Annotated in this window: 18 protein-coding genes and 1 pseudogene; 11 read left to right on the forward strand and 8 right to left on the reverse strand. The window is 70.9% G+C overall.

The window, feature by feature from the left end:
* Positions 1-162: 162 nt before the first annotated feature.
* The 3 genes from ACZ5DS_RS10655 to sucC form a co-directional block, all read right to left on the reverse strand.
* A complete protein-coding gene (locus ACZ5DS_RS10655) occupies positions 163-1,704 on the reverse strand; it encodes an aldehyde dehydrogenase family protein (RefSeq protein ID WP_468235847.1) in 1,542 nt (513 codons plus the stop codon).
* A 131-nt stretch (positions 1,705-1,835) separates the two neighbouring features.
* Positions 1,836-2,717 carry a succinate--CoA ligase subunit alpha gene (gene sucD / locus ACZ5DS_RS10660; protein WP_468235849.1) on the reverse strand — a complete coding sequence of 294 codons (882 nt, stop codon included), beginning with the start codon at positions 2,715-2,717 and terminating at the stop codon, positions 1,836-1,838.
* An 11-nt stretch (positions 2,718-2,728) separates the two neighbouring features.
* Complete coding sequence (gene sucC, locus ACZ5DS_RS10665) at positions 2,729-3,859, reverse strand: ADP-forming succinate--CoA ligase subunit beta (protein ID WP_468235852.1); 1,131 nt, start codon at positions 3,857-3,859, stop codon at positions 2,729-2,731.
* Positions 3,860-4,001: 142 nt separating this feature from the next.
* Between sucC and ACZ5DS_RS10670 the strand changes: the two genes are divergently transcribed.
* From ACZ5DS_RS10670 to ACZ5DS_RS10690, 5 genes are all read left to right on the forward strand, one after another.
* Positions 4,002-5,684 carry a thiamine pyrophosphate-binding protein gene (locus ACZ5DS_RS10670; RefSeq protein WP_468235854.1) on the forward strand — a complete coding sequence of 561 codons (1,683 nt, stop codon included), beginning with the start codon at positions 4,002-4,004 and terminating at the stop codon, positions 5,682-5,684.
* Positions 5,685-5,695: 11 nt separating this feature from the next.
* Entirely contained in the window at positions 5,696-6,928 is a 1,233-nt protein-coding gene (gene frc, locus ACZ5DS_RS10675; RefSeq protein ID WP_468235857.1) for a formyl-CoA transferase, read from the forward strand.
* Between the two features lie 4 nt (positions 6,929-6,932).
* Entirely contained in the window at positions 6,933-9,077 is a 2,145-nt protein-coding gene (locus ACZ5DS_RS10680) for an acetate--CoA ligase family protein (RefSeq protein WP_468236419.1), read from the forward strand.
* 119 nt (positions 9,078-9,196) lie between these two features.
* Positions 9,197-10,303, forward strand: coding sequence for an OFA family MFS transporter (locus tag ACZ5DS_RS10685; protein WP_468235860.1), 1,107 nt, complete (start codon positions 9,197-9,199; stop codon positions 10,301-10,303).
* 1 nt (position 10,304) lies between these two features.
* The gene (locus tag ACZ5DS_RS10690) at positions 10,305-11,702 is read left to right on the forward strand and encodes an OFA family MFS transporter (protein WP_468235862.1); all 1,398 of its coding nucleotides are present in this window, start codon (positions 10,305-10,307) and stop codon (positions 11,700-11,702) included.
* Between the two features lie 101 nt (positions 11,703-11,803).
* On the opposite strand, the gene ACZ5DS_RS10695 is transcribed toward ACZ5DS_RS10690, so the two are convergent.
* Complete coding sequence (locus ACZ5DS_RS10695) at positions 11,804-12,859, reverse strand: serine hydrolase domain-containing protein (protein WP_468236422.1); 1,056 nt, start codon at positions 12,857-12,859, stop codon at positions 11,804-11,806.
* Between the two features lie 248 nt (positions 12,860-13,107).
* Positions 13,108-14,004 (reverse strand): alpha/beta hydrolase, encoded by an 897-nt coding sequence (locus tag ACZ5DS_RS10700; RefSeq protein ID WP_468235864.1) that lies wholly within the window; start codon positions 14,002-14,004, stop codon positions 13,108-13,110.
* Positions 14,005-14,121: 117 nt separating this feature from the next.
* Between ACZ5DS_RS10700 and ACZ5DS_RS10705 the strand changes: the two genes are divergently transcribed.
* Positions 14,122-15,156: a helix-turn-helix domain-containing protein gene (locus ACZ5DS_RS10705; protein ID WP_468235867.1), complete on the forward strand. Its 1,035-nt coding sequence runs from the start codon at positions 14,122-14,124 to the stop codon at positions 15,154-15,156.
* Between the two features lie 20 nt (positions 15,157-15,176).
* Here the strand turns inward: ACZ5DS_RS10705 and ACZ5DS_RS10710 are convergent, their stop codons facing one another.
* From ACZ5DS_RS10710 to ACZ5DS_RS10720, 3 genes and pseudogenes are all read right to left on the reverse strand, one after another.
* The gene (locus tag ACZ5DS_RS10710) at positions 15,177-15,854 is read right to left on the reverse strand and encodes a GntR family transcriptional regulator (protein WP_468236424.1); all 678 of its coding nucleotides are present in this window, start codon (positions 15,852-15,854) and stop codon (positions 15,177-15,179) included.
* Positions 15,855-16,018: 164 nt separating this feature from the next.
* Complete coding sequence (locus ACZ5DS_RS10715) at positions 16,019-16,966, reverse strand: beta-ketoacyl-ACP synthase III (RefSeq protein WP_468235869.1); 948 nt, start codon at positions 16,964-16,966, stop codon at positions 16,019-16,021.
* A gap of 139 nt (positions 16,967-17,105) precedes the next feature.
* Positions 17,106-17,230 (reverse strand): annotated as a pseudogene (locus ACZ5DS_RS10720) (MFS transporter small subunit); the annotation flags it as partial.
* Positions 17,231-17,423: 193 nt separating this feature from the next.
* Between ACZ5DS_RS10720 and ACZ5DS_RS10725 the strand changes: the two are divergent.
* The 5 genes from ACZ5DS_RS10725 to fdhD are packed head-to-tail and all read left to right on the forward strand — an operon-like array spanning position 17,424 to position 23,852.
* The gene (locus ACZ5DS_RS10725) at positions 17,424-18,395 is read left to right on the forward strand and encodes a 2-dehydropantoate 2-reductase (protein WP_468235871.1); all 972 of its coding nucleotides are present in this window, start codon (positions 17,424-17,426) and stop codon (positions 18,393-18,395) included.
* Positions 18,392-20,311, forward strand: coding sequence for a molybdopterin oxidoreductase family protein (locus ACZ5DS_RS10730; RefSeq protein WP_468235874.1), 1,920 nt, complete (start codon positions 18,392-18,394; stop codon positions 20,309-20,311). Before ACZ5DS_RS10725 ends, ACZ5DS_RS10730 begins: the two co-directional genes overlap by 4 nt.
* 4 nt (positions 20,312-20,315) lie before the next feature.
* Entirely contained in the window at positions 20,316-22,139 is a 1,824-nt protein-coding gene (locus tag ACZ5DS_RS10735; RefSeq protein ID WP_468235876.1) for an NAD(P)H-dependent oxidoreductase subunit E, read from the forward strand.
* A complete protein-coding gene (locus ACZ5DS_RS10740) occupies positions 22,136-22,996 on the forward strand; it encodes a 2Fe-2S iron-sulfur cluster-binding protein (RefSeq protein WP_468235878.1) in 861 nt (286 codons plus the stop codon). Before ACZ5DS_RS10735 ends, ACZ5DS_RS10740 begins: the two co-directional genes overlap by 4 nt.
* 7 nt (positions 22,997-23,003) lie before the next feature.
* Positions 23,004-23,852, forward strand: a complete 849-nt coding sequence (gene fdhD / locus ACZ5DS_RS10745; RefSeq protein ID WP_468235881.1) for a formate dehydrogenase accessory sulfurtransferase FdhD — start codon at positions 23,004-23,006, stop codon at positions 23,850-23,852.
* The last annotated feature ends 152 nt before the right edge of the window (positions 23,853-24,004 follow it).

A 24,004-nucleotide genomic window follows, 5' to 3' on the forward strand; every position in this document is an offset into this window, starting at 1 on the left:
GGGCTGTTCCCCGCGGCGACATGGACAACAATACCAAGGTTTCGGAGTGCGTTTCACCTGCGTATCTGTGCGGCGAGCGGCGGCCGGGGCGGTCGGAGGGCCACGGCCGCCGGGGGTGTACGGCGGGTGAGCGGTCGCGCACCGTGCGCAGGGATGTGCGGGTCAGGGCGTCAGCTGGTACTCCGGGAAGTTCCCGGGCAGCCGCTCACCCGCCGGGCCCTGCGTGACGGCTCGCACCAGCAGCTCACCGCCGACGAAGGCCCCGCGCCAGGACGCTCCGAAGCCGCCGAAGAGCTCGTCGCGGTCGCCGCGGGAGCGGGGCTCGCCGTGGCCGACCTTGAAGGCGCGGATCTGCGGTGCCAGCCTCTCGAACGTGGCCCTGTCGTCGGTGGAGAGGGTCGCGACCAGGGCGCCGTTGGACGCGTTCATCGCGGCCAGCAGCTCCGCCTCCGTGTCGACCAGGACGATCGTGTCGACCGGGCCGAAGGGTTCCGCGTGGTGGAGCGGGGAGGAGGGGGGCGGGTTGAGCAGGGTGACCGGGTGGACGTACGCCGATGTGTCCTGTCTGGGCAGGAAGCGGCCGTCGGCCTCCTTGCCGCGGTACAGGGGGACGGCGCCGCGGTCGACGGCCTCCGTGACCTGGTCGCGCAGTTCCTTCGCCTTGGCCGCGTTGATCACCGGGCCGAAGTCCAGGTCGGGGAAGGGGTCGTCCGTGCGCTCCACCGCCAGGGGGTGGCCGACACACACGCGACGCACCGCCGGCAGATACGCGGCGAGGAACGCGTCGAAGAGATCCCGCTGGACCACGAACCGCGGGTAGGCCGTGCAGCGCTGTTTGCCGTAGTCGAAGAGTTTCGGGATGACCGCGGTGACTGCGTCCCAGTCCGAGCAGTTCCAGATGCCCCAGGTGTTCAGGCCCTCTTGTTCCAGGACGTGCCGTTTGCCGAGGTCGGCGACGGCCGTGGCGACGGCGGCGCCGGTGTCGCGGCCACCGACGAAGGAGACGCAGCCGATCTCGGGCGCGCGCACCAGCGCCTGCGACAGCTCGCCTCCGCTGCCGCTGACCAGGGTGACGGGGATGCCCTCCCGGGCGGCGAGCGCGCAGGCGAGGGTCAGGCAGGCGACCCCGCCGTCGGTCGGGGTCTTGGCGATGACCGCGTTGCCCGCGAGCGCCTGGACCAGCAGGGCGTGGACGAGGACGCTCATCGGGTAGTTCCAGCTGGCGATGTTGGACACCGGGCCGTCCAGTGGTGCCCGGCCGGCGATCATCGGCTCGATGCCGTCCACGTACCAGCGGACCCCGTCGATGGCCCGGTCGACGTCCGCCTGGGCGAGCCGCCAGGGCTTGCCGATCTCCCAGACGAGCAGGAGGGCGAGCAGTTCACGGTGTTCCGTGAGTGCGTCGAGGGTGGCCGCGACCCGTGCCCGGCGTTCGGCCGGAGGGATGTGCCGCCAGGCGCGGTGCTGGTCGAGCGAGGCCCGCACGGCCTGCCGGGCGGCGGCTGCGTCCAGCCGGGGCGGGCCGGCGATCGGGCTGCCGTCGACGGGGCTGATGGCGGGCAGCGCCCGGCCGTCCGCGTGCCAGGCGGCGTTCCAGAGGTTGAGGACGCGGTCGTCCCGGAACGCCTCGGGCGCGGCGGCGAGGCAGCGCTGCCAGGCCTCGGCCCAGGACGTTCCGGCTTTGACGGTGAGGGTGGGTGCCATTCGGATGCTCCGCTCTCGGTGCACGGTCGAGAGAAAGGGGCCCGTCGGGCCCTTCCCGGGAGATGAGGTGCAGGGCCGTCCGGCGCACGGCTCGCACCGTCGTGCGCCGGACGCTGTACGGACGCGTGTCACTACGCCCCGGCGAGCTGGGCGAGGACGAGTTCCGCCGTCTCGGTCGGGGTCCGGCCCACCTGGACTCCGGCCGCCTCCAGCGCCTCCTTCTTCGCCTGCGCCGTACCGGCCGAGCCGGAGACGATGGCGCCCGCGTGGCCCATGGTCCGGCCCTCGGGCGCGGTGAACCCGGCGATGTAGCCGACGACGGGCTTGGTGACGTGCTCGCGGATGTAGGCGGCCGCGCGCTCCTCCGCGTCGCCGCCGATCTCCCCGATGAGGACGACGAGTTCGGTGTCGGGGTCGTCCTGGAAGGCGGCCAGGCAGTCGATGTGGCTGGTGCCGACGACGGGATCACCGCCGATGCCGACGCAGGTGGAGAAGCCGATGTCGCGCAGCTCGTACATCAGCTGGTAGGTGAGCGTGCCCGACTTGGAGACGAGGCCGATGCGGCCGGGCTTGGTGATGTCGGCGGGGATGATGCCCGCGGTGGACTGGCCAGGGGTGATCAGGCCGGGGCAGTTGGGGCCGATGATCCGGGTGCCGCGCTCGGCGGCGTAGTGGGTGAAGGCGACGGTGTCGTGGACCGGGATGCCCTCGGTGATGACGACGGCCAGCGGGATGCGGGCGTCGGCGGCCTCGGTGACGGCGGCCTTGGCGGAGGCCGGCGGGACGAAGACGACGGTGACGTCGGCTCCGGTCGCCCGCATGCCGTCGGCGACCGACCCGAAGACGGGCACCGACTGCCCGTCGAAGTCGACGGTCCGGCCGGCCTTGCGCGGGTTCACCCCGCCGACGATGTTCGTGCCGGCCGCGAGCATGCGCCGGGTGTGCTTCATGCCCTCGCCGCCGGTCATGCCCTGGACGAGGACCTTGCTCTCCTTGGTGAGATGGATGGCCATGTTCCCCCTCCTCAGGCGGTGCGGGCGAGTTCGGCGGCCCGGCGGGCGGCGCCGTCCATGGTGGTGACCTGTTCGACCAGCGGGTGCGCGCGCTCGTCGAGGATCGCGCGGCCCCGGGCGGCGTTGTTGCCGTCGAGGCGGACGACCAGCGGCTTGGTCAGCCGGATGCTGTCGACGGCCGCCACGATCCCGTCGGCGACGGCGTCGCAGGCGGTGATCCCACCGAAGACGTTGACGAAGACGGACTTGACGGCCGGGTCGGAGAGGATCACCGAAAGACCGTCGGCCATGATCCGGGCGGAGGCGCCGCCGCCGATGTCGAGGAAGTCGGCGGGCCGCGCACCGCTGCCGGCGACCACGTCGAGGGTCGACATGACCAGGCCCGCGCCGTTGCCGATGATGCCGACCTCGCCGTCGAGCTTCACGTAGTTGAGGCCGCGCTCGGCGGCCGCCGCCTCCAGCGGATCGTGGTGCTCCTGCGGCCCGTCCCCCCAACGTGCCTGCCGGAAGCGGGCGTTGTCGTCGAGGGTGACCTTGCCGTCGAGGGCGAGGATGCGGCCCTGGGCGGTCCGCACGAGCGGGTTGACCTCGACGAGCAGCGCGTCCTCGCGGACGAGCACCTCCCACAGTCGTACAAGAACGTCGACGCTCTGCGGTGGAAGCCCCGCCGCCTCGGCGATCTCGCCCGCCTTCGCCGAGGTGACGCCCTCGGCCGGGTCGACGGGGATACGGGCGATTGCTTCCGGGCGGCTTGCCGCGACCTCCTCGATCTCCATGCCGCCCTCGGCGGAGGCGATGGCGAGGAAGGTGCCCGCCGCGCGGTCGAGTACATAGGAGACGTAGAACTCGGCCTCGATGTCGACGGGTTGGGCGAGCATCACCTTGCCGACCGTGTGGCCCTTGATGTCCATGCCGAGGATCCGGCGTGCGGTGAGCTCCGCGGCGGCCGGGTCGGCGGCGAGCTTCACACCGCCCGCCTTGCCTCGTCCGCCGGTCTTGACCTGGGCTTTCACCACCACTCGTCCGCCGAGCCTGCGAGCGATCTCACGTGCTTCCTTGGGCGAGTCGGTGACCTCGGCCCTCGGCACCACGATGCCGTGCTCCTCGAAGAGTTCCCTTGCCTGGTGTTCGTACAGGTCCATTTCGGCTCCTGTCTCAAAAGTGCCGCACGCCCCCTGGACACCACTCACCGGATGCGGGATAACAAGCTTCATACAGTATTCGTCGACTGTATGCAATGTACTGAGAGCGTTCCAACCCCCTACGAAGGGACAGGGCTTCGCCATGCCCGACGACACCCAGGACGTGATTTCCGGCGGTCACCTCGTCGCCAAGGCTCTGAAGGCCGAAGGGGTCGACCGCATCTACACGTTGTGCGGCGGCCACATCATCGACATCTACGACGGCTGCGTCGACGAGGGCATCGAGGTCGTCGACGTCCGCCACGAGCAGGTCGCCGCCCACGCCGCCGACGGTTACGCGCGCATCACCGGCAGGCCCGGCTGCGCGGTCGTCACCGCCGGTCCGGGGACGACGGACGCCGTCACCGGGGTCGCCAACGCCTTCCGCGCGGAGTCCCCGATGCTGCTGATCGGCGGCCAGGGGGCGCTCACCCAGCACAAGATGGGGTCCCTGCAGGACCTGCCGCACGTCGACATGATGACGCCGATCACCAAGTTCGCTGCGACGGTGCCGGACACGGCGCGGGCCGCGGACATGGTGTCGATGGCGTTCCGCGAGTGCTACCACGGCGCCCCCGGCCCCTCCTTCCTGGAGATCCCCCGCGATGTCCTGGACGCCGAGGTCCCGGCGGACAGGGCCAGGGTGCCCCGGTCCGGCGCCTACCGTGCCTCGACCCGGACCGCCGGCGACCCGGAGGCCGTCGAGAAGCTCGCCGACCTGCTGGTGCACGCCGAGAGGCCCGCGATCCTGCTGGGCAGCCAGGTGTGGACGACCCGCGGCACCGGGGCCGCCATCGAGCTCGTCCGCGCCCTCGACATCCCGGCGTACATGAACGGCGCCGGCCGCGGCACCCTCCCGCCCGGCGACCCGCACCACTTCCAGCTCTCCCGCCGGTACGCGTTCTCGAACGCCGACGTCATCGTGATCGTCGGCACCCCGTTCGACTTCCGCATGGGCTACGGCAAGCGTCTCTCCCCCGACGCCACGGTCGTCCAGATCGACCTGGACTACCGCACGGTCGGCAAAAACCGGGACATCGACCTCGGCATCGTCGGCGACGCCGGCCTGGTGCTGAAGTCCGTGACCGAGGCCGCCTCGGGTCGGCTGAACGGCGGAGCGCCCCAGCGCAAGGAGTGGCTGGACGAACTGCGCGCGGCCGAGCAGACCGCGCTCGAGAAGCGGCTGCCGCAGCTGCGCTCGGACGCCTCCCCGATCCACCCGTACCGGCTGGTCAGCGAGATCAACGACTTCCTCACCGAGGACTCGATCTACATAGGCGACGGCGGCGACATCGTCACCTTCTCCGGGCAGGTCGTGCAGCCCAAATCTCCCGGCCACTGGATGGACCCGGGCCCGCTCGGCACGCTCGGCGTCGGGGTCCCCTTCGTGCTCGCCGCCAAGCAGGCACGCCCCGACAAGGAGGTCGTCGCCCTCTTCGGCGACGGCGCGTTCTCCCTCACCGGCTGGGACTTCGAGACCCTCGTCCGCTACGACCTCCCGTTCGTCGGCATCGTCGGCAACAACTCCTCGATGAACCAGATCCGCTACGGCCAGGCCGCCAAGTACGGCAAGGAGCGCGAGCGGGTCGGCAACACCCTCGGCGACGTCGCGTACGACAAGTTCGCGCAGATGCTGGGCGGGTACGGCGAGGAGGTCCGCGCCCCCGCCGACATCGGCCCCGCCCTGCGCCGCGCCCGCGAGTCGGGCAGGCCGTCGCTGATCAACGTCTGGGTCGACCCGGACGCGTACGCCCCCGGAACCATGAACCAGACCATGTACAAGTGAGGTGAACGCCCATGACCGCCAGGGCACTTGAGGGCATTCGCGTCCTCGACATGACCCACGTCCAGTCCGGGCCCTCGGCCACCCAGCTGCTCGCCTGGCTCGGTGCCGATGTCGTCAAGCTGGAGGCACCGACCGGCGACATCACCCGGGGGCAGCTGCGTGACCTGCCGGACGTCGACTCGCTCTACTTCACGATGCTCAACTGCAACAAGCGCAGCATCACCCTGAACACCAAGACCGAGCGCGGCAAGGAGATCCTCACCGAGCTGATACGGCGCTCGGACGTCATGGTCGAGAACTTCGGGCCGGGCGCGGTCGACCGCATGGGGTTCACCTGGGACCGCATCAGGGAGATCAATCCGCGGATCGTCTATGCCTCCATCAAGGGGTTCGGGGACGGCCCGTACACCGACTTCAAGGCGTACGAGGTCGTCGCGCAGGCCATGGGCGGGTCGATGGCGACCACCGGTTTCGAGGACGGGCCGCCGCTGGCGACGGGAGCCCAGATCGGGGACTCGGGGACGGGGGTGCACGCCGTGGCGGGGATACTCGCGGCGCTGTACCAGCGGGAGCACACCGGGCGTGGGCAGCGGGTCAACGTGGCGATGCAGCACGCTGTACTCAACCTGTGCCGGGTGAAGCTGCGCGACCAGCAACGCCTGGCACAGGGCCCCCTCGCTGAATATCCCAACGAGGACTTCGGCGACGAGGTTCCCCGTTCGGGCAACGCGTCCGGCGGCGGCCAGCCCGGCTGGGCGGTCAAGTGCGCGCCGGGCGGCCCCAACGACTACGTGTACGTCATCGTCCAGCCCGTCGGCTGGCAGCCGATCAGCGAACTCATCGGCCGGCCCGAACTCGCCGACGACCCCGAGTGGGCGACCCCCGAGGCCCGGCTGCCGAAGCTGAACAAGATGTTCCAGCTGATCGAGGAGTGGTCGGCCACGCTCCCCAAGTGGGAGGTGCTGGAGCGGCTGAACGCGCACAACATCCCGTGCGGGCCGATCCTGTCCACCAAGGAGATCATCGAGGACACCTCGCTCGCCGCCAACGAGATGGTGGTGCGCGTCCCGCACCCCGAGCGCGGCGAGTTCGTCACGGTGGGCAGCCCGCTCAAGCTCTCCGACTCCCCCGTCGAGGTGACCGCGTCCCCGCTCCTCGGCGAGCACAACGAAGAGGTCTACCTCGGCGAACTCGGCCTCGGTGACGAGGAGTTGCGCCTGCTCAAGTCGAACGGAGTGATCTGACGTGATGGCCGAAGACCGGGTGCTGAGGGTGCGGTCGCTCCTCGACGGCGTGCGCGCCGAGGGCCGCAGTGCCCTGACCGCGCCCGAGGGCAAGGTGATCGCCGACGCGTACGGGATCGCCGTACCGGGCGAGGAGCTGGCCAGGGACGTGGACGAGGCGGTGGCCGCGGCGGCACGTTCCGGCGGGCCCGTCGTGATGAAGATCGTCTCGCCGGACATCCTGCACAAGACCGACGCCGGCGGTGTGGTCGTCGGGGTGGAGGGCGCGGCGGACGTACGGGCCGCGTTCTGCCGGATCATCGAGAACGCGCGCGCCTATAACGCCGAAGCCCGCATCGAGGGCGTCCAGGTGCAGGAGCTGCTGCCCGAGGGGCAGGAGGTCATCGTCGGCGCGGTCACCGACCCCACGTTCGGGAAGGTCGTGGCGTTCGGGCTCGGCGGGGTGCTGGTCGAGGTGCTGAAGGACGTGACGTTCCGGCTCGCGCCGGTCACGGCCGACGAGGCGCTGTCGATGCTCGACTCCATCCGGTCGGCGGAGATCCTGCGCGGGGTGCGCGGGCAGGCGGGTGTGGACCGGTGGGCGGTCGCCGAGCAGATCCGGCGGGTGTCCGAACTGGTCGCGGACTTCCCGGAGATAGCCGAGGTGGACCTCAACCCGGTGATCGCGACCCCGGACGGCGCGATGGCCGCGGATATCCGGGTGATCCTCGCCGAGAAGCAGCCGGCACCGAGGAGGACGTACACCCGCGAGCAGATCCTCGCGTCCATGCGCCGTCTGATGCAGCCGGCTTCCGTCGCCGTGATCGGCGCCTCCAACGAGCAGGGCAAGATCGGCAATTCGGTGATGCGCAACCTCGTCGACGGCGGTTTCTCCGGGGAGATCCATCCGGTGAACCCCAAGGCCGATGACATTCTGGGCCGCAAGGCGTACAAGAGTGTCACGGACGTTCCCGGTGAGGTGGATGTGGCCGTCTTCGCCATTCCCGCCAAGTTCGTGGCCGCGGCCCTGGAGGAGGTGGGACGCAAGAAGATCCCGAACGCCGTCCTCATCCCCTCCGGGTTCGCGGAAACCGGCGAGGACGAACTCCAGGCGGAGGTCGTGCGGATCGCCGAACGGTACGGCGTTCGTCTGCTCGGCCCGAACATCTACGGCTACTACTCCACCTGGCAGGACCTGTGCGCCACGTTCTGCACACCGTACGACGTGAAGGGGGGCGTGGCCCTGACCTCGCAGTCCGGTGGCATCGGCATGGCCATCCTGGGCTTCGCCCGCACCACGAAGACGGGCGTGTCGGCGATCGTCGGCCTCGGCAACAAGTCGGACCTGGACGAGGACGACCTGCTGACCTGGTTCGGCGAGGACCCGCACACCGAGTGCATCGCCATGCACCTGGAAGACCTCAAGGACGGGCGGGCGTTCGTGGAGGCGGCCCGCGCGACCGTGCCGAAGAAGCCGGTCGTGGTGCTGAAGGCGGGCCGTACGGCGGCCGGCGCGAAGGCGGCCGGTTCGCACACCGGGGCGCTCGCGGGCGACGAGGCGGTGTACGACGACATCCTCCGGCAGGCCGGCGTCATCCGGGCGCCCGGCCTGAACGACATGCTGGAGTACGCCCGCGCCCTGCCCGTCCTGCCCGCTCCCAGGGGCGACAACGTCGTGATCATCACGGGCGCCGGCGGCAGCGGCGTACTGCTGTCGGACGCGGTGACCGACAACGGGCTGTCCCTGATGGAGATCCCGCCCGACCTGGACGAGGCGTTCCGCCGGTTCATCCCGCCGTTCGGGGCGGCCGGCAACCCCGTGGACATCACCGGGGGCGAGCCGCCGTCGACGTACGAGGCGACGATCCGGCTGGGCCTGGAGGACCCGCGGATCCATGCGCTGGTACTCGGCTACTGGCACACGATCGTCACCCCGCCGATGGTGTTCGCCGAGGTGACCGCGCGGGTGGTCGCCGAGTTCCGCGAGCGGGGAATCGAGAAGCCGGTCGTGGCGTCCCTCGCGGGGGACGTCGAGGTCGAGGAGGCCTGCCAGTACCTGTTCGAGCGGGGGGTCGTGGCGTACCCGTACACGACCGAGAAGCCGGTGGCCGTGCTCGGCGCGAAGTACCGGTGGGCGCGGGCGGCAGGACTGTTGGGGGGCGGTTCATGAGGTGAGTGAGCAGGGGCCGGCCGACGGTGCGCGTCGGCCGGCCCCGGGACCCGTGCGCGCACGAAACGCATTGGACAGGGGGCGCTGGCCAGAGCTTTCGACGCAAGGGGTGCTGAGCGATGAGAACCACCGACTGTTCGAGGTCCGTTCCCTGCAGGGAGGTGACGGACCGCAACGGCCGCGTGTACCGGATCGGCGAGTCGGACGTCGATCTGATGGGCCGGACACGGAAATGGATGGTCATCCTGCCCTGGGTGGGCATGATGGGCATCAGCTCCGCCGAGTACGCGTTCACGTCGGCGGAGGACACGCTCCACGAGGCGCATCTGTGGAGCAGCGGGCACATCTTCTGGCTGATGGGCGTCTGGGTGTTCTTCCAGGCGGCCGTGGCCTTTCCGGCCGGGCAGCTGCGGGAGAGCGGACACCTCCCCGCCCGTACGGCCATGCTGATCGGCGCGGTCGGCACACTGCTGGGCTATCTGTCCCTGGCGTACGCGCCGAACGTGGTCGTCGCCTATCTCGGCTTCGGCATGTGCAGCGGCATCGGCGCCGGTCTCGTCTACGCGACCTGCGTGAACATGGTCGGCAAGTGGTATCCGGAGCGCAAGGGCGGCAAGACGGGCTTCGTCAACGGCGGTTTCGCCTACGGGTCCGTGCCCTTCGTCTTCCTCTTCACCTCGGTGCTGGACCTGAGCAACTACCGGGTGCTGCTGGCCTCGGTCGGTGTCGGGCTGTGTCTGGTGGTGGCCTCGGCGGGCTGGTTCTTCAGGGACCCGCCGAAGAACTGGTGGCCGCTGCACGTCGATCCGCTCAAGGCGACCGAAGACCCCAGGATCCGCCGGGCGTTGGCGAAGAACCCGCCCGCCGTGAAGCAGTACACACCGAAGGAGGCGGCCCGTACGCCCGTCCTGTGGATGATGTGGTTCTGTCTGCTGTGCTGCGGCGTCATCGGCTGGATGTCCGACCGGTACGGGCGCCGCAACACGCTGATCATCGTGTGCATCGTGCTCGGCAGCGCGCAGTTCGGCGTCCTGGTCTCGGGCCTGGTCGGCTCGGGTCTGGGCGCGGTCGTCGTCGGCGAGTGGGACTACCACGGCGCGTTCGTCCTCGCGGGCTCCATCGGCCTGGCCTCCGCGGTGCTGGCCCTCTTCCTCAAGGCACCGGGCAGGCCGAACGCCCGGCGCATCGTCCCCAACCCGCATCCGCTCGGCGAGGAGATGGCGTGACATGACGGCAGACCCGATAGCCACGAACAGCACCGGCCAGGACCGGCAGCCGTATCGTGAAGTGACCGACGCGCACGGGCGCGTGTACCGGATCGGGGAGACCGACCGGGACATCCTCGGCCACTCCCGCAAGCTCATGATCTACCTGCCGTGGATCGCCATGATGGCGATCAGTGTCTTCGAGTACGCGTACGGCTCCGCGGAGGACACCCTCTCCCACGCGCACGGCTGGACGCAGTCCAACGCCTTCTGGATCCTGAGCATCTGGGTGTTCTTCCAGGCCGGCATCGCCTTCCCGGCGGGCTGGCTGCGGGAGAAGGGCATCCTGACCGCCCGCCGGGCGATGTACACGGGATCCGGTATGTGCCTGGTCGGCTTCCTCGCCCTGTCGCACCTCGGTGACGTGTGGCCGGCGATCCTGGGCTTCGGTGTGATCGGCGGGATCGGCGCCGGGCTGGTGTACGCGACGTGCATCAACATGGTCGGCAAGTGGTTCCCCGAACGGCGCGGCGCCCGCACGGGCTTCGTCAACGGCGGCTTCGCGTACGGCTCCCTGCCCTTCATCTTCATCTTCAACTACGCCTTCGACACCGCGAACTACCACCGGGTCCTGGACCTCATCGGCTGCTACATCATGATCGTGGTGCTCGGCTCGGCGTTCTTCTTCAAGGACCCGCCGAAGAACTGGTGGCCGGCCGACATCGACCCGCTCACCTTCACCGGCGACAAGCGCAACGCCACGTCCCTCGCCAAGAACCCGCCCGCCGTACGGCAGTTCACGCCGAAGGAGGCCGTCCGCAGCGGCATGCTCCCGCTGATGTGGATCTCCATCGTGTTGACCGCGGGAGTCTCCGTCTTCGGCATCTCCTTCCAGGTCGACTTCGCCAAGGACGTGGGCTTCGGCCCGCTGGTCGCGGCCTCCTCGATGGGCGTGATGGCGGTCGTCAACGGCGTCGGCCGCGGTGTGGTGGGCTGGATGTCCGACCGCTGGGGCCGCAAGTCGACCCTCGTGTTCGTCATCGTCGTCCTGGGGCTCGCCCAGTTCGGGGTGATCTGGGCGGGTGACGTCAGGAGCGAGTGGCTCTTCCTGTTCTTCGCGTTCCTCTCCGGGTTCGGCGGCGGCGCGTTCTACCCGCTGTTCGCGGCGCTCACTCCGGACTACTTCGGCGAGAACTACAACGCCACCAACTACGGCCTGGTGTACAGCGGCAAGCTCGTCAGTGGCCTGTTCGGCGGCGGCCTCGGCTCGATGGTGGTCGGCGCCTGGGGCTACAACGGCGCCTACGCCCTGGCCGGCGGCGTCTCGATGGTGGCGGCGGCGATCGCCCTGCTGCTACGGCAGCCGGGCCGCACGGACGGTACGGCGGTGCGGCCCGCCGAGCCGCAACCGGCGGCCTGAGCACCCGGCCGCGTCTCCCCGCGGCGGCCGGCCCGGTGTTGCCCCCTCTCCGATCGGCTCACCGATCGCGGGAGGGGGGAACACCGCATGGACGAGGACACCTACTCCCGGGTCTCTCCCTTGCCGCACATCGCCTGCCGGTACAGCGTCGACAGTGCGGTGTCGATGGGGTCGTGCTGCGGCTTCCCCGAGGAGTCCGGCTGGGCCCACCTCATGAGGTTGATCGCGACGGACATCTGGCGGTGGCCGTCCGCCCGGGTCAGGGACGTCGTTCCGGCCCCCCAGACCGTGCCTGCGTTGCCCCAGAAGGTGCCGCATCCCTCGACGGTGACCTTCTGCAGGCCGAGGCCGTAGTCGATCGTCGTTCCGTCGAGGGCGCGGACCCGGACCGTGCGCTGCATCTGCGCCAGCGACGACCGGTCGACGATCTTGCCGGCCAGCAGCTTGCCGTAGAAGCGGTTGAGGTCCTCCATGGTCGATATCAGGGAAGCCGTCGGCGCCACCCAGGACATGTTGTAGACGCTGTAGTCGCGCGGCGGGTCGAGATGGCCCCAGAGCGCCTCGTACATCCGCGAGTGCGGTCCCTCGATGCGCGGTCCGGTCGGGAACTCCGTGTGCCGGAGTCCGGCGCGGTCGATGACGTTCCGGGTGATGTACTGCTCGGCCGTGGTACCGGTCACCTTTTCCAGAAGCTGACCGAGGATCACGTAGTTGGTGTTGGAGTACACCCCTGCAGGACCTCCGGGCTCGCCGGCGGGAGGCGCCGTGAGTCCCAGCTCGATCAGCTCGGCCGGGCGGAACTGCCGGAACCGGTTGTCGTCCAGGCTCTCCGGCGAGAACTTCCGGAGGGACGGGAACGCATAGGGGATGTAGTCGGGGATGCCGCTGGTGTGGTTGAGCAGCATCCGCACCGTGATCTTCCTGCCGCGCTCTCCGGGCACCAGCCCAGGCAGATAGTCGTCGATCGGCGCGTCGAGCCGGATCCGGCCCTGCTCGGCCTGCTGCAGGATCGCGGCGGCGGTGAAGGTCTTGGTGATGCTGCCGACGCGCTGGCGCATGCCGGGCCTGACGGGACGTCCGGTCGTGACATCGGCGACCCCGGAGGCGCCGCGCCAGGTCCGGCCGCCGTCGCGCACCTCGGCGTACACGCCCGGCATCCCGGCGCGGTGGACCCCGTCCGCGGCGGACTGCAGCTCCGCGGGATCGAAGCCGGTGGACGAGCCCCTGCTGTCGGCCGGTACGGCCCGTGTGTCGTCGGGCGCGGGAAACGCCGTCCCCATGCCCGCCCACACACTCAGCGCGGCCATGCCTCCGAATAAAGCCAGTCGGAACTTCACGACATCCGTCCTTTCATGATCGATGAGTGCAACGGGGCCTCACCTCCGCGCTCGCCCGCATCCACGGCTCACTCGGCCAGCGCGCGGCGCAGGACTGCGCCGAGTTCGGCGATCTGCCGCTGCGAGACCTCGGCGGACAGGAGCGCCTGCGACCCGTGGAAGGTGCCGGGCCACTGGTGCAGTTCGACGGAGACGCCCGCCTGCAGCAGGCGCAGCGCGTAGGCGAGGTCCTCGTCGCGGTTCGGGCAGAGTTCCGCGGTGGCCAGGTAGGCCGGTGGCAGGCCGGACAGGTCGGCGGCGCGCGCGGGGGCGGCGTACGGTGTGGCGGGCCGGTCCCCCAGGTACTGCCGCCACGAGGCGGTGACCTTGTCGCGGTTCATCCAGGGCGTGTCGGTGAAGTGCCGCTGCGACCAGGTCTCCTGACGGTCGTCGAGCTGGGGCTGGCTGAGCAGTTGGAAGCGGATACGGGGGCCCTGCTCGTCACGCGCCCGTAGGGCCAGCGCGGCCGCGAGTCCACCGCCGGCACTGTGGCCTCCGACCGCGATCCGCGCCGGGTCGATGCCGAGTTCGGCCGCGTTCTGCGCGGTCCAGTTCAGTACGGCGTAGGCATCGTCGAGGGCGGCCGGGTACGGATGCTCCGGGGCCAGACGGTAGGCCACCGTGATCACCACCGCGCCGGAGCCCTCCGTCATCCGGGTGGCCCACGGGTGCTCGGTGTCCAGGTCCCCCATGACGTATCCGCCGCCGTGCAGCCAGACGAGGGCACCCTGCGCCTGTCGGGGGCGGTAGATCCGCACCGCCACGTCCGGGGCGGCGGGCACCGTACGGTCCGTGACCTCCACGTCCGTGGTGTCCGGTGCGGGCACTGCGGCGGCCAGCTCGGCGAGGTGCCCCCGCGCGGCGACCGGGTCGTTGAGGTCGATGCGGGGGAAGAACGGGATGAAAGCCTCTAGTTCGGGATCCATGACGGCCATCCTCACGGCCGTCCCCCGAGCGGTCACCCGCCATCCGTCGCTCATCCCGCCCCGATCGCGCGCCGATCGGCGGCCCCTGCCGTCTGCCCGCCCTTCTATCCTTCTGCCATGGAGGCACTGGCCGTACGGCTGTCGGGACTCGATCCATACGTCGACGGCGCGATCCGCATCGTGGCGTTCTACGACACGCTGATGCGCCGACGGGTGGATCTCCCGGCGCTCGCCCGCGCCTCGGCGGGCCTGGCCGAGTGCGTCGCCGGGATACGACTCCACGGCACGGGGCGGGTGACCCGCGTCTCGCCCCAGGGCACGGAAGCGTCCACCCCGCCGTCACCCGCGTCCACCACCGTGCCGATCACCCTCGACGACGAGGAGATCGGCACGGTGTGGCTGGAACGGCCCGGCGCGCCGGGCCCGCTCGACGAGGTCCTCCTCGACCGGCTCGCCATCGCCGTCGCGGCTGCCGTCGAGCGGTACGGCCCGGCCCGCACCACCATGGCCGACCCCGCCCTCGTCGAACTGGCGATCAGCACCGACAGCGACGAGGCGGCCAGGACACGGGCGTTACGGCTCCTGGGATTCGCCGCCGACCCGCCGGTCCACGTCGTCGCCGTACGCGCGCAGCTCCCGCTCGACCGGATCGGCCAACTGCTCTGCCCGGGCCGGCCCGTGAAGGCGGCACCGCTCGCCGACGTGGGCGTCGTCCTGGCCACCACCGTCGACACGGCGCGGCTTCCGGCCGACGTACGCGCGGGCATCGGCGCCGCCGGGGGCCCCGACCGGTCCTGGCGGCAGGCCCGCACCGCCCTCCGTTTCACCAGCCCGCGCGAACCCGTCGTCCGCTACGCCGACCTGGGCGCGCTGGCGCTGTTGGCCGAGATCCCTCCGGACACCACACGCGGCAACGCCGACGTGGCCGCCATCGCGCGCATCGCCGGCACCCCGGACGATCTGGAGACTCTGGACGCCTACTGCGTCACCGGTTCCCTGCGCCGGGCCGCCGACCTCCTCCACCTGCACCACAGCAGCGTCGCCCGCCGCGTCGAACAGCTCGGCAGGACACTGGACATCGACCTCACCGAACCCACCGGACTGACCCGGGCCAGGCTCGCCCTCACCGCATGGCGGCTGCTCGACGGCTGAGAGCCTGTCTCTGAGGACTGTCAGGTCGCGTTCCGCTCGTGGTACGACCGCCGGGTGTGCTCGGTGTGCTCGCGCATCAGGTGGGTGGCGCGCTGCTCGTCACGGTCCACGATCGCGGCGATCAGCCCGCGGTGCTCGATCCACGACTGCCGGCCGCGCTGCCGGGCCACCGGCGTGTAGTACCAGCGCACCCGGCGGTCGACCTGGGCGGCCAGTTCGGCGAGGACCGTGTTGCCCGCGAGTTCCATCACCTTGGCGTGGAAGGCCGCGTTGAGAGCGACCGCACGGTCCACGTCCTCGGCCGCAACCGCGCTCTCGCCCTCGGCGCACAGCTCCTCCAACGCCTCGATTCCCGCCTTGCCGGCGTTGAGGGCGGCGAGCCGGGCCGCCTCCGCCTCCAGGAGGGTACGGACCGTCAGGAGCTGGTCGGCCTCCTCCTCGGTGGGCTCGTGGACGAACGCCCCCTGCGCGGGCCGCAGGTCGACCCAGCCCTCGGTGTTCAGCCGCTGCAGCGCCTCGCGGACCGGCTGCCGGGAGACTCCGAGGTGACCGGCGAGCTCGCTCTCCACCAGGTGCTGGCCGGGCTGGAGGGCGCGGGTGGTGATCAGCTCCAGCAGCGCCTCGTAGACACGGTCACGCAGCGGGCCCGGTCGCTCCAGCTTGGGCACGGCCCCCTGCGGCAGTCCGGTCGACAACATCACGGTCCCCTCCTGGGCTGGCCGGCGCACACAGCGGGCTGTATGCGGGACACGGTGGACTGCCCACTATGAATTGTCTTTCGTCTACAGTCTACGGTGCACAAAAGCCAGAGGAAGCGGGAGTTGAGCGCGTCACGTCGCCCGCGCGCCCCCCGCGGACGCCGTCACGGGCACCGCACGACCTGACCGGCGTACGACAGGTTGCCGCCGAAGCCGAACAGCAGCACCGGGTCGCCGCTGCGGACCGCGCCCTGCTCGATCAGCTTGGACAGGGCGAGCGGAATGCTGGCCGCGGAGGTGTTGCCGGATTCGATGACATCGCGGGCGATGACGGCGTTGACCGCGCCGATCTTCTCCGCGAGCGGCTCGATGATGCGCAGGTTGGCCTGGTGCAGGACGACTCCGGCGAGGTCGGCGGGGGCGATACCGGCCCGCTCGCAGGCCTGCCGGGCGATCGGGGGCAGCTGGGTGGTGGCCCAGCGGTAGACACTCTGCCCCTCCTGCGCGAACCGGGGCGGCGTGCCCTCGATGCGCACCGCGTGGCTCATCTCCGGCACCGATCCCCACAGCACCGGCCCGATCCCGGGCTCCTGGCCCGGCCCGCACGCCTCGACCACGGCGGCCCCGGCACCGTCGCCGACCAGGACGCAGGTGGTGCGGTCGCTCCAGTCGGTGACGTCGGACATCTTCTCGGCGCCGATGACGAGCGCCCGGGTCGCGGCGCCCGCCCGGACCGTGTGGTCGGCGGTGGCGAGGGCGTGGGTGAAGCCGGCGCAGACGACGTTGACGTCCATCGCGGCGGGCTGCGGGATGCCGAGGCGTGCGGCGACCCGGGCGGCGGTGTTCGGGGAGCGGTCGATCGCGGTGGACGTGGCCACCAGCACCAGGTCGATGTCGTGCGCCGCGAGTCCGGCGGCGGCCAGGGCCTTGGCGGCGGCGTGCGCGGCGAGTTCGTCGACCGGTTCGTCCGGGCCCGCGATGTGCCGGGTCCGGATGCCCACCCGGCTGCGGATCCACTCGTCACTGGTGTCGACCATGCCCGCCAGGTCGTCGTTGGTGAGCACCTCGGCGGGCTGGTAGTGACCGATGGCGGCGATGCGCGAGCCGTTCATGTGGGGATCCCCCTCGTTGCCGTGGGTAGCGGGATCCACCAGTCTGATCAGTGACTCGCGAGTACGGCGGCAGGTGAAGCCACAGGAATCGGGCGCCCGGGTTGTCGGCTTCCCTCACCCCCTCGGACGCCCGAGTATCACCCCTGAACAGCTGCGTCGCCTTCTGAACGAGCTCGTACACGCCGTAGGCGAGGGCGCTCCCACCCACAGCCAGGCGAAGGCGATCAGGCCCCGCCGGCTGGGCGGACTGCTGTCGCTGGGCATCTGCGGCCTCATCGTCGCGAAACCGCCGCCGCAGAAGGAGAGTGGTCAACGGTCGCGGCGCGAACCCTTGCCGGAGCACTCTCCATACTGTAGACAATATTTCGTCGACAGGATTCAGCCGTCGCCCTGTCAGGTTCCGGATCTTCCTCCCCCACACCTCCGCGGTATCCCTCAAACCGAACGGAGTGCTCCCGTGAAAGTCGCAGTCCTCGGCGCCGGTGCGATCGGCGCCTACGTCGGTGCCGCGCTCCACCGCGCAGGCGCCGATGTGCACCTCGTCGCCCGTGGACCGCATCTCGCGGCCATGAGGCAGCACGGAGTACGGGTGCTCAGCCCGCGCGGCGACTTCACCGCGCACCCCCATGCCACCGACGACCCGGCCGAGGTCGGCCCGGCCGACGTCGTGCTCCTGGGTCTGAAGGCCCATGCGTACGCGGCGTGCGGGCCGTTGATCGAGCCGCTGCTGCACGAGCGCACCGCGGTGGTGGCCGCCCAGAACGGCATCCCTTGGTGGTATTTCCACAGGCACGGGGGCCCGTACGACGGCCACCGCATCGAGAGCGTCGACCCGGGCGGCGCCGTCAGCGCCGTCCTCGCGCCCGAGCGGGCCGTCGGCTGTGTCGTCTACGCCGCGACCGAACTCCAGTCGCCAGGCGTCGTACGGCACTTGGAGGGCACCCGGTTCTCCATCGGCGAGCCCGACCGCAGCATCTCGGCGCGCTGTCTGGACTTCAGCGAGGCGATGAAGGCCGGCGGCCTGAAGTGCCCGGTGGAGCAGGAGCTGCGCGGCGACATCTGGGTCAAGCTGCTCGGCAACATCTCCTTCAACCCGATCAGCGCCCTGTCCCGCGCCACGATGCGGCAGATGTGCCTGCACGGCGGCACCCGCCAGGTCATCGAGACGATGATGCGCGAGACCCTCGCCGTCGCCGGGGCGCTGGGCTGCGAGGTCGGGGTCTCCGTCGAGCGGCGGCTCGCGGGCGCGGAACGCGTCGGCGACCACCGCACCTCCACGCTCCAGGACCTGGAGCGCGGCAAGCCGCTGGAACTCGACGTGCTGCTCGCGGCCGTCGTCGAACTCGCGGAGATCACCGGTGTGCCCGTGCCCACCCTGCGCACCGTGCACGCCATCTCGGACCTGCTCGCGCTGAGGAGCGCCGCATGAGGAACCGGCAACCCAAGACCTACACCCGGCTGACCCGTCCCCTGGTGCGGGACTCCCGTGCGGAGCCGTTCCGGGAGGCGGGCTGGGAGGAGGCGCTGGACCGGGCCGCGCAGGGCCTCGCACGCCACCGGGGCGCGTTCGGGATGTTCTCCTGCGCCCGCGCCACCAACGAGATGAACTACGTGGCACAGAAGTTCGCCCGGGTCGTGATGGGCACCAACAACGTCGACTCCTGCAACCGAACATGTCACGCCCCCAGCGTCGCGGGCCTGTCGGCCGCGTTCGGTTCCGGCGGCGGCACGTCGTCGTACGAGGAGATCGAGCACACCGACGTCATCGTGATGTGGGGCTCCAACGCCCGCTTCGCGCACCCGATCTTCTTCCAGCACGTGCTGAAGGGCATACGGGGCGGCGCCCGGATGTACGCGGTCGACCCGCGGCGGACGTCCACCGCCGAGTGGGCCGAGAGCTGGCTCGGGCTGAACGTCGGCACCGACATCCCGATGGCGCACGCGATCGGCCGGGAGATCATCCGTGCGGGCCTGGTCAACGAGGCCTTCGTCGGGCGGGCGACCTCGGGCTTCGAGGAGTACCGCAAGTTGGTCGAGCCGTGGACGCTGTCGCTGGCCGAGAAGGTGACGGGCGTACCGGCCCGCGCCGTCCGGGAGTTGGCACACACCTACGCCCGCGCCGAGCGGGCTCAGCTGTGCTGGACGCTCGGCATCACCGAGCACCACAACGGCACGGACAACGTGCGCGCGCTGATCAACCTGTCGCTGCTGACCGGCCATGTCGGCCGCTACGGCTCCGGGCTGCAGCCGCTGCGCGGGCAGAACAACGTGCAGGGCGGCGGCGACATGGGCGCGATCCCCAACCGGCTGCCCGGCTTCCAGGACATCCTCGACGCGGACGTCCGGCTGAAGTTCGAGTCGGCCTGGGACACCGTCATCCAGCCGCACTACGGGCTGAACCTGACGGAGATGTTCGAGGCGATGGAGGAGGGCTCGCTGCGGGCCGTGTACTGCATCGGGGAGAACCCGGCGCAGTCGGAGGCCGACAGCGAGCAGGCCGTACGGCGGCTTCGCGCGCTGGACTTCCTCGTCGTACAGGACATCTTCCTCACGAAGACGGCCGAGCTGGCGGACGTGGTGCTGCCGGCGACCGCGGGGTGGGCGGAGACCGAGGGGACGACCACCAACAGCGAGCGGCGGGTGCAGCGGGTGCGCCGGGCCGTGACCCCGCCCGGCGAGGCCCGCGAGGACATCGACATCCTCTGCGAACTGGCGGCTCGGCTCGGCCACGACTGGAAGTACGCCGACGCCGAGGCCGTGTGGAACGAGCTGCGGTCGGTGTCCCCGGACCACTACGGGATGACGTACGAGCGGCTGGCGGAGCACCAGGGCATCCAGTGGCCGTGCCCGAGCACCCAGCGGCTCGAACCCACGTACTTGCACGGCAGGTTGTGGGAGAAGGACCCCGAGAAGCGGGGCCTGGCCGCGCCGTTCGGGCTGGTGCAGCACGATCCGCCGGTGGACCTCACGGACGAGGAGTTCCCGATCCGGCTCACCACCGGCCGGCGTCTGGACTCGTACAACACCGGCGTGCAGAGTGGCGGATTCACCTCTCCGCTGCGGCGCGGTGAGTACGTCGAGCTGTGCCCGGAGGACGCCGAGCGCTACGGGGTCGTGGTGGGCGAGGAGGTACGGGTGTCCTCGCGGCGCGGGTCCGTCGTGGCGCCGGTGTGGATCGACACCGCGCTGAGGCCCGGCCTCGCCTTCATGACCATGCACTTTCCCGACGAGGTGGACACCAACCAGCTGACGATCGAGGCGAACTGCCCGATCGCCGGGACGGCGGAGTTCAAGGCGTCGGCGATCCGCATCGAGAAGCTGCCGGCCGTGACGTACGTGGGGTGAGGGCGTGGATCTGCACTTCGGCGACAGCAAGCCGACGGACGAGGAACGGGCCGCCGTCGACACCTTGTTGGGCCCTCCGGAGTCCTCGTGGGAGGGCGCCGACCGTACGGACGCCGACCTGAGGTGGGCGCGCGGCGGCCGGGCGGCCCGCGACCGGCGCGATCTGCTGCTGCCGGGGCTGCACGCGATCAACGACCGGATCGGCTGGATCAGCGAGGGCGCCCTGGACTACCTGTGCCGGCGGCTGACCGTGCCGCCGGCGGAGGCGTACGGCGTGGCCACGTTCTACGCGATGTTCGCGGTGCGGCCGCGCCCGGCCACCGTGCTGCACGTGTGCACGGACCTGGCCTGCACGGCCGCCGGGGCGGGCGAGCTGTGTGCCGGGATCGAGGCGCGGCTCGGCCCGGGCAGCGGGGTGAGCGTCGAGCGCAGCCCCTGTCTGGGGCTGTGCGAGCGTGCCCCGGCGGCCCTGGCGGTCCGGGCGGGCGATCCGGTGCGTACGGCGGTGTCGGCGCCGGCGGCCGTGGAAGCGGCCCTGCTCGCGGCGAGCGCGCCGGACGCGGCGCCCGAGGAGCCGCCGGCGGTGGCGGCGGTGCCCCAGGCGGGCGATCCGTCGCTGGTGCTGCTGCGTCGGGTCGGTGTGGTGGATCCGTCCTCGCTGGACGACTACCGGGCGCACGGCGGCTACACGGCCCTGCGCCGGGCCTTCGAGCTGGGTCCCGCCGGGGTGATCCGGGAGGTCACCGACTCGGGGCTGGTCGGGCGCGGCGGCGCGGCCTTCCCCACCGGCCGCAAGTGGCAGGCCACGGCGTCCCAGCCGGACCATCCGCACTACCTCGTGTGCAACGCCGACGAATCCGAGCCGGGCACCTTCAAGGACCGGGTGCTGATGGAGGGCGACCCGTACGCGCTCGTGGAGGCGATCACGATCGCGTCGTACGCGATATCCGCCCACCGGGCCTTCATATACGTCCGCGGCGAATACCCGCGAGCGATGCACCGTCTGCAGGACGCGATCGACCAGGCCCGCGCCCGCGGGCTCCTCGGCGACGACATCCTCGGCCAGGGGTACCGCCTGGACATCGACATCCGGCGCGGTGCGGGCGCTTACATCTGCGGTGAGGAGACGGCCCTGTTCAACTCCATCGAGGGCTACCGGGGCGAGCCCCGCTCCAGACCGCCGTTCCCGGTGGAAAAGGGCCTCTTCGGCAGGCCCACGGTCGAGAACAACGTGGAGACGCTGGTCAACGTGCTCCCGATCCTGACGATGGGGGCACCGGCGTACGCGGCGATCGGTACCGGGCGGTCCACCGGGCCCAAGCTGTTCTGCGTGTCCGGCAGCGTGGAACGGCCCGGCGTGTACGAGCTGCCGTTCGGTGCGACGCTCGGCGAGCTGCTGGACCTGGCCGGGGTGCGGGAGGGGCTGCGGGCGGTGCTGCTGGGCGGGGCGGCCGGCGGTTTCGTACGGCCGGACGAACTCGGCATCCCGCTCACCTTCGAGGGCACCCGGGAGGCCGGGACCACGCTCGGCTCGGGTGTGGTCATGGCCTTCGACGACACCGTCCCGCTCCCCCGCCTGCTGCTGCGCATCGCCGAGTTCTTCCGCGACGAGTCCTGCGGGCAGTGCGTGCCGTGCCGGGTCGGGACGGTCCGCCAGGAGGAGGCGCTGGCCCGGATCGTGGAGCGCACGCGGGCTGGGGCCGCCGACGACATCGCCCTGCTGCGCGATGTGGGCCGGGCCATGCGGGACGCCTCGATCTGTGGTCTCGGGCAGACCGCGTGGAACGCCGTGGAATCCGCCATCGACCGTCTGGGGGCGTACGAATGACCGTGACACCGCTGGGGATCCCGCGCCGGCTGCTGGAGTTCACCATCGACGGTGAGCAGGCCCGGGTGCCGGAGGGCTCGACCCTCCTGGAGGCGTGCCGGGCGGCGGGGAAGGACATCCCGACCCTGTGCGCGGGCGACACGCTGCGGCCGAAGAACGCCTGCCGGGTGTGCGTGGTGGAGGTGGAGGGGTCGCGGACGCTGGTGCCGGCCTGCTCGCGCAAGGCCGAGCCGGGCATGGAGGTCCGCACGGACACCGAGCGGGCCCGGCACAGCAGGAAGATCGTCCTGGAGCTGCTCGCCTCCTCGGTCGACTTGTCGACGACTCCGAAGGTCGCTGAGTGGATCAAGGAGTACGAGGCGAAGCCGGACCGTTTCGGCCCCGAGGCGGCCCGGCTGAACGAGGAGCCGAAGGTCGACAACGAGCTGTATGTGCGCGACTACGACAAGTGCATCCTGTGCTACAAGTGCGTCGACGCCTGCGGCGACCAGTGGCAGAACACCTTCGCGATCTCGGTCGCCGGGCGCGGCTTCGACGCGCGGATCGCCGTCGAGCACGATGCGCCACTGACCGACTCCGCCTGCGTGTACTGCGGGAACTGCATCGAGGTGTGCCCGACGAGGGCGCTGTCGTTCAAGTCGGAGTTCGACATGCGCGCGGCGGGCACCTGGGACGCGTCCCGGCAGACGGAGACGACCACGGTGTGCGCGTACTGCGGAGTGGGCTGCAACCTCACGCTCCATGTGCAGGACAATGAGATCGTGAAGGTCACCTCGCCGCACGACAACCCGGTGACCCACGGCAATCTCTGCATCAAGGGCCGTTTCGGCTACCAGCACGTACAGAACCGGGGCTGATCAGGACATGGGACGAGTCACGGAACGACGCAAGGTCCTCCGCATCCGGGACGGGGCCGTCTCCACCCGGCCGGACACGCTCGTCGCCGAGGAACCCCTGGAGATCCGGCTGAACGGGAAGCCGCTCGCGATCACCATGCGCACGCCGGGCGACGACTTCGCGCTGGCGGCGGGGTTCCTGGTGAGCGAGGGGGGCCTGGCGGCTGCATCCGATCTGCAGAACATCGTCTACTGCGCGGGGGCGACGGTGGACGGTTCGAACACGTACAACGTGGTCGACGTGCGGACCACCCCGGGCGTGACCCTGCCCGACTTCACCCTGGAACGGAACGTCTACACCTCGTCCTCGTGCGGGCTCTGCGGCAAGGCCAGCCTGGACGCCGTACGGACGACCGCGCGCTGGCCGATCGCCGACAATCCCCCGGTCCAGGTCACCCCCGAGCTGCTGGCGAGCCTCCCCGACCGGCTGCGCGCGGCCCAGCGGGTGTTCGACCGGACCGGGGGGCTGCACGCGGCCGCCCTGTTCACCGAGGACGGGGAGCTGCTGGACATACGGGAGGACGTGGGCCGGCACAACGCGGTCGACAAGCTGGTCGGGCGGGCGCTGCAGAACGGTGATCTGCCGCTGTCGCGGACGATTCTGCTGGTCTCGGGCCGTGCCTCGTTCGAGCTGGCGCAGAAGGCCGTGATGGCGGGGATCCCGGTGCTGGCGGCGGTGTCGGCACCCTCGTCGCTGGCGGTGGACCTGGCCGCCGAGACGGGTCTGACCCTGGTGGGTTTCCTGCGGGGCAGCTCGATGAACGTGTACGCGGGCGAGGACCGCGTCGCCCTGCGGGCCGCGGCCGCCCAGGGCTGACCGGTTCCCCGCGGCACGGCGGCGGGGCCCCGAACGGCGGGGAGCGCCCCCTGCGCCTTCGGGGTCCCGCTGTGTCGTTTGGCTTCGTTCGCCTTCGGGGGCGCCTCAGCCGGTGTCGAGAGGCCGATCGTGCTCAGCGCTTCGCGCCTCCG

Source organism: Streptomyces sp. NPDC031100, assembly GCF_055570785.1.

Coding starts and splice junctions, on each gene's coding strand:
- ACZ5DS_RS10655 (WP_468235847.1), bottom strand. CDS start 1,704: ATGGCACCCACCCTCACCGTCAAAGCCGGAACGTCCTGGGCCGAGGCC.
- sucD (WP_468235849.1), bottom strand. CDS start 2,717: ATGGCCATCCATCTCACCAAGGAGAGCAAGGTCCTCGTCCAGGGCATG.
- sucC (WP_468235852.1), bottom strand. CDS start 3,859: ATGGACCTGTACGAACACCAGGCAAGGGAACTCTTCGAGGAGCACGGC.
- ACZ5DS_RS10670 (WP_468235854.1), top strand. CDS start 4,002: ATGCCCGACGACACCCAGGACGTGATTTCCGGCGGTCACCTCGTCGCC.
- frc (WP_468235857.1), top strand. CDS start 5,696: ATGACCGCCAGGGCACTTGAGGGCATTCGCGTCCTCGACATGACCCAC.
- ACZ5DS_RS10680 (WP_468236419.1), top strand. CDS start 6,933: ATGGCCGAAGACCGGGTGCTGAGGGTGCGGTCGCTCCTCGACGGCGTG.
- ACZ5DS_RS10685 (WP_468235860.1), top strand. CDS start 9,197: ATGAGAACCACCGACTGTTCGAGGTCCGTTCCCTGCAGGGAGGTGACG.
- ACZ5DS_RS10690 (WP_468235862.1), top strand. CDS start 10,305: ATGACGGCAGACCCGATAGCCACGAACAGCACCGGCCAGGACCGGCAG.
- ACZ5DS_RS10695 (WP_468236422.1), bottom strand. CDS start 12,859: ATGCCGGGCGTGTACGCCGAGGTGCGCGACGGCGGCCGGACCTGGCGC.
- ACZ5DS_RS10700 (WP_468235864.1), bottom strand. CDS start 14,004: ATGGATCCCGAACTAGAGGCTTTCATCCCGTTCTTCCCCCGCATCGAC.
- ACZ5DS_RS10705 (WP_468235867.1), top strand. CDS start 14,122: ATGGAGGCACTGGCCGTACGGCTGTCGGGACTCGATCCATACGTCGAC.
- ACZ5DS_RS10710 (WP_468236424.1), bottom strand. CDS start 15,854: ATGTTGTCGACCGGACTGCCGCAGGGGGCCGTGCCCAAGCTGGAGCGA.
- ACZ5DS_RS10715 (WP_468235869.1), bottom strand. CDS start 16,966: ATGAACGGCTCGCGCATCGCCGCCATCGGTCACTACCAGCCCGCCGAG.
- ACZ5DS_RS10730 (WP_468235874.1), top strand. CDS start 18,392: ATGAGGAACCGGCAACCCAAGACCTACACCCGGCTGACCCGTCCCCTG.
- ACZ5DS_RS10740 (WP_468235878.1), top strand. CDS start 22,136: ATGACCGTGACACCGCTGGGGATCCCGCGCCGGCTGCTGGAGTTCACC.
- fdhD (WP_468235881.1), top strand. CDS start 23,004: ATGGGACGAGTCACGGAACGACGCAAGGTCCTCCGCATCCGGGACGGG.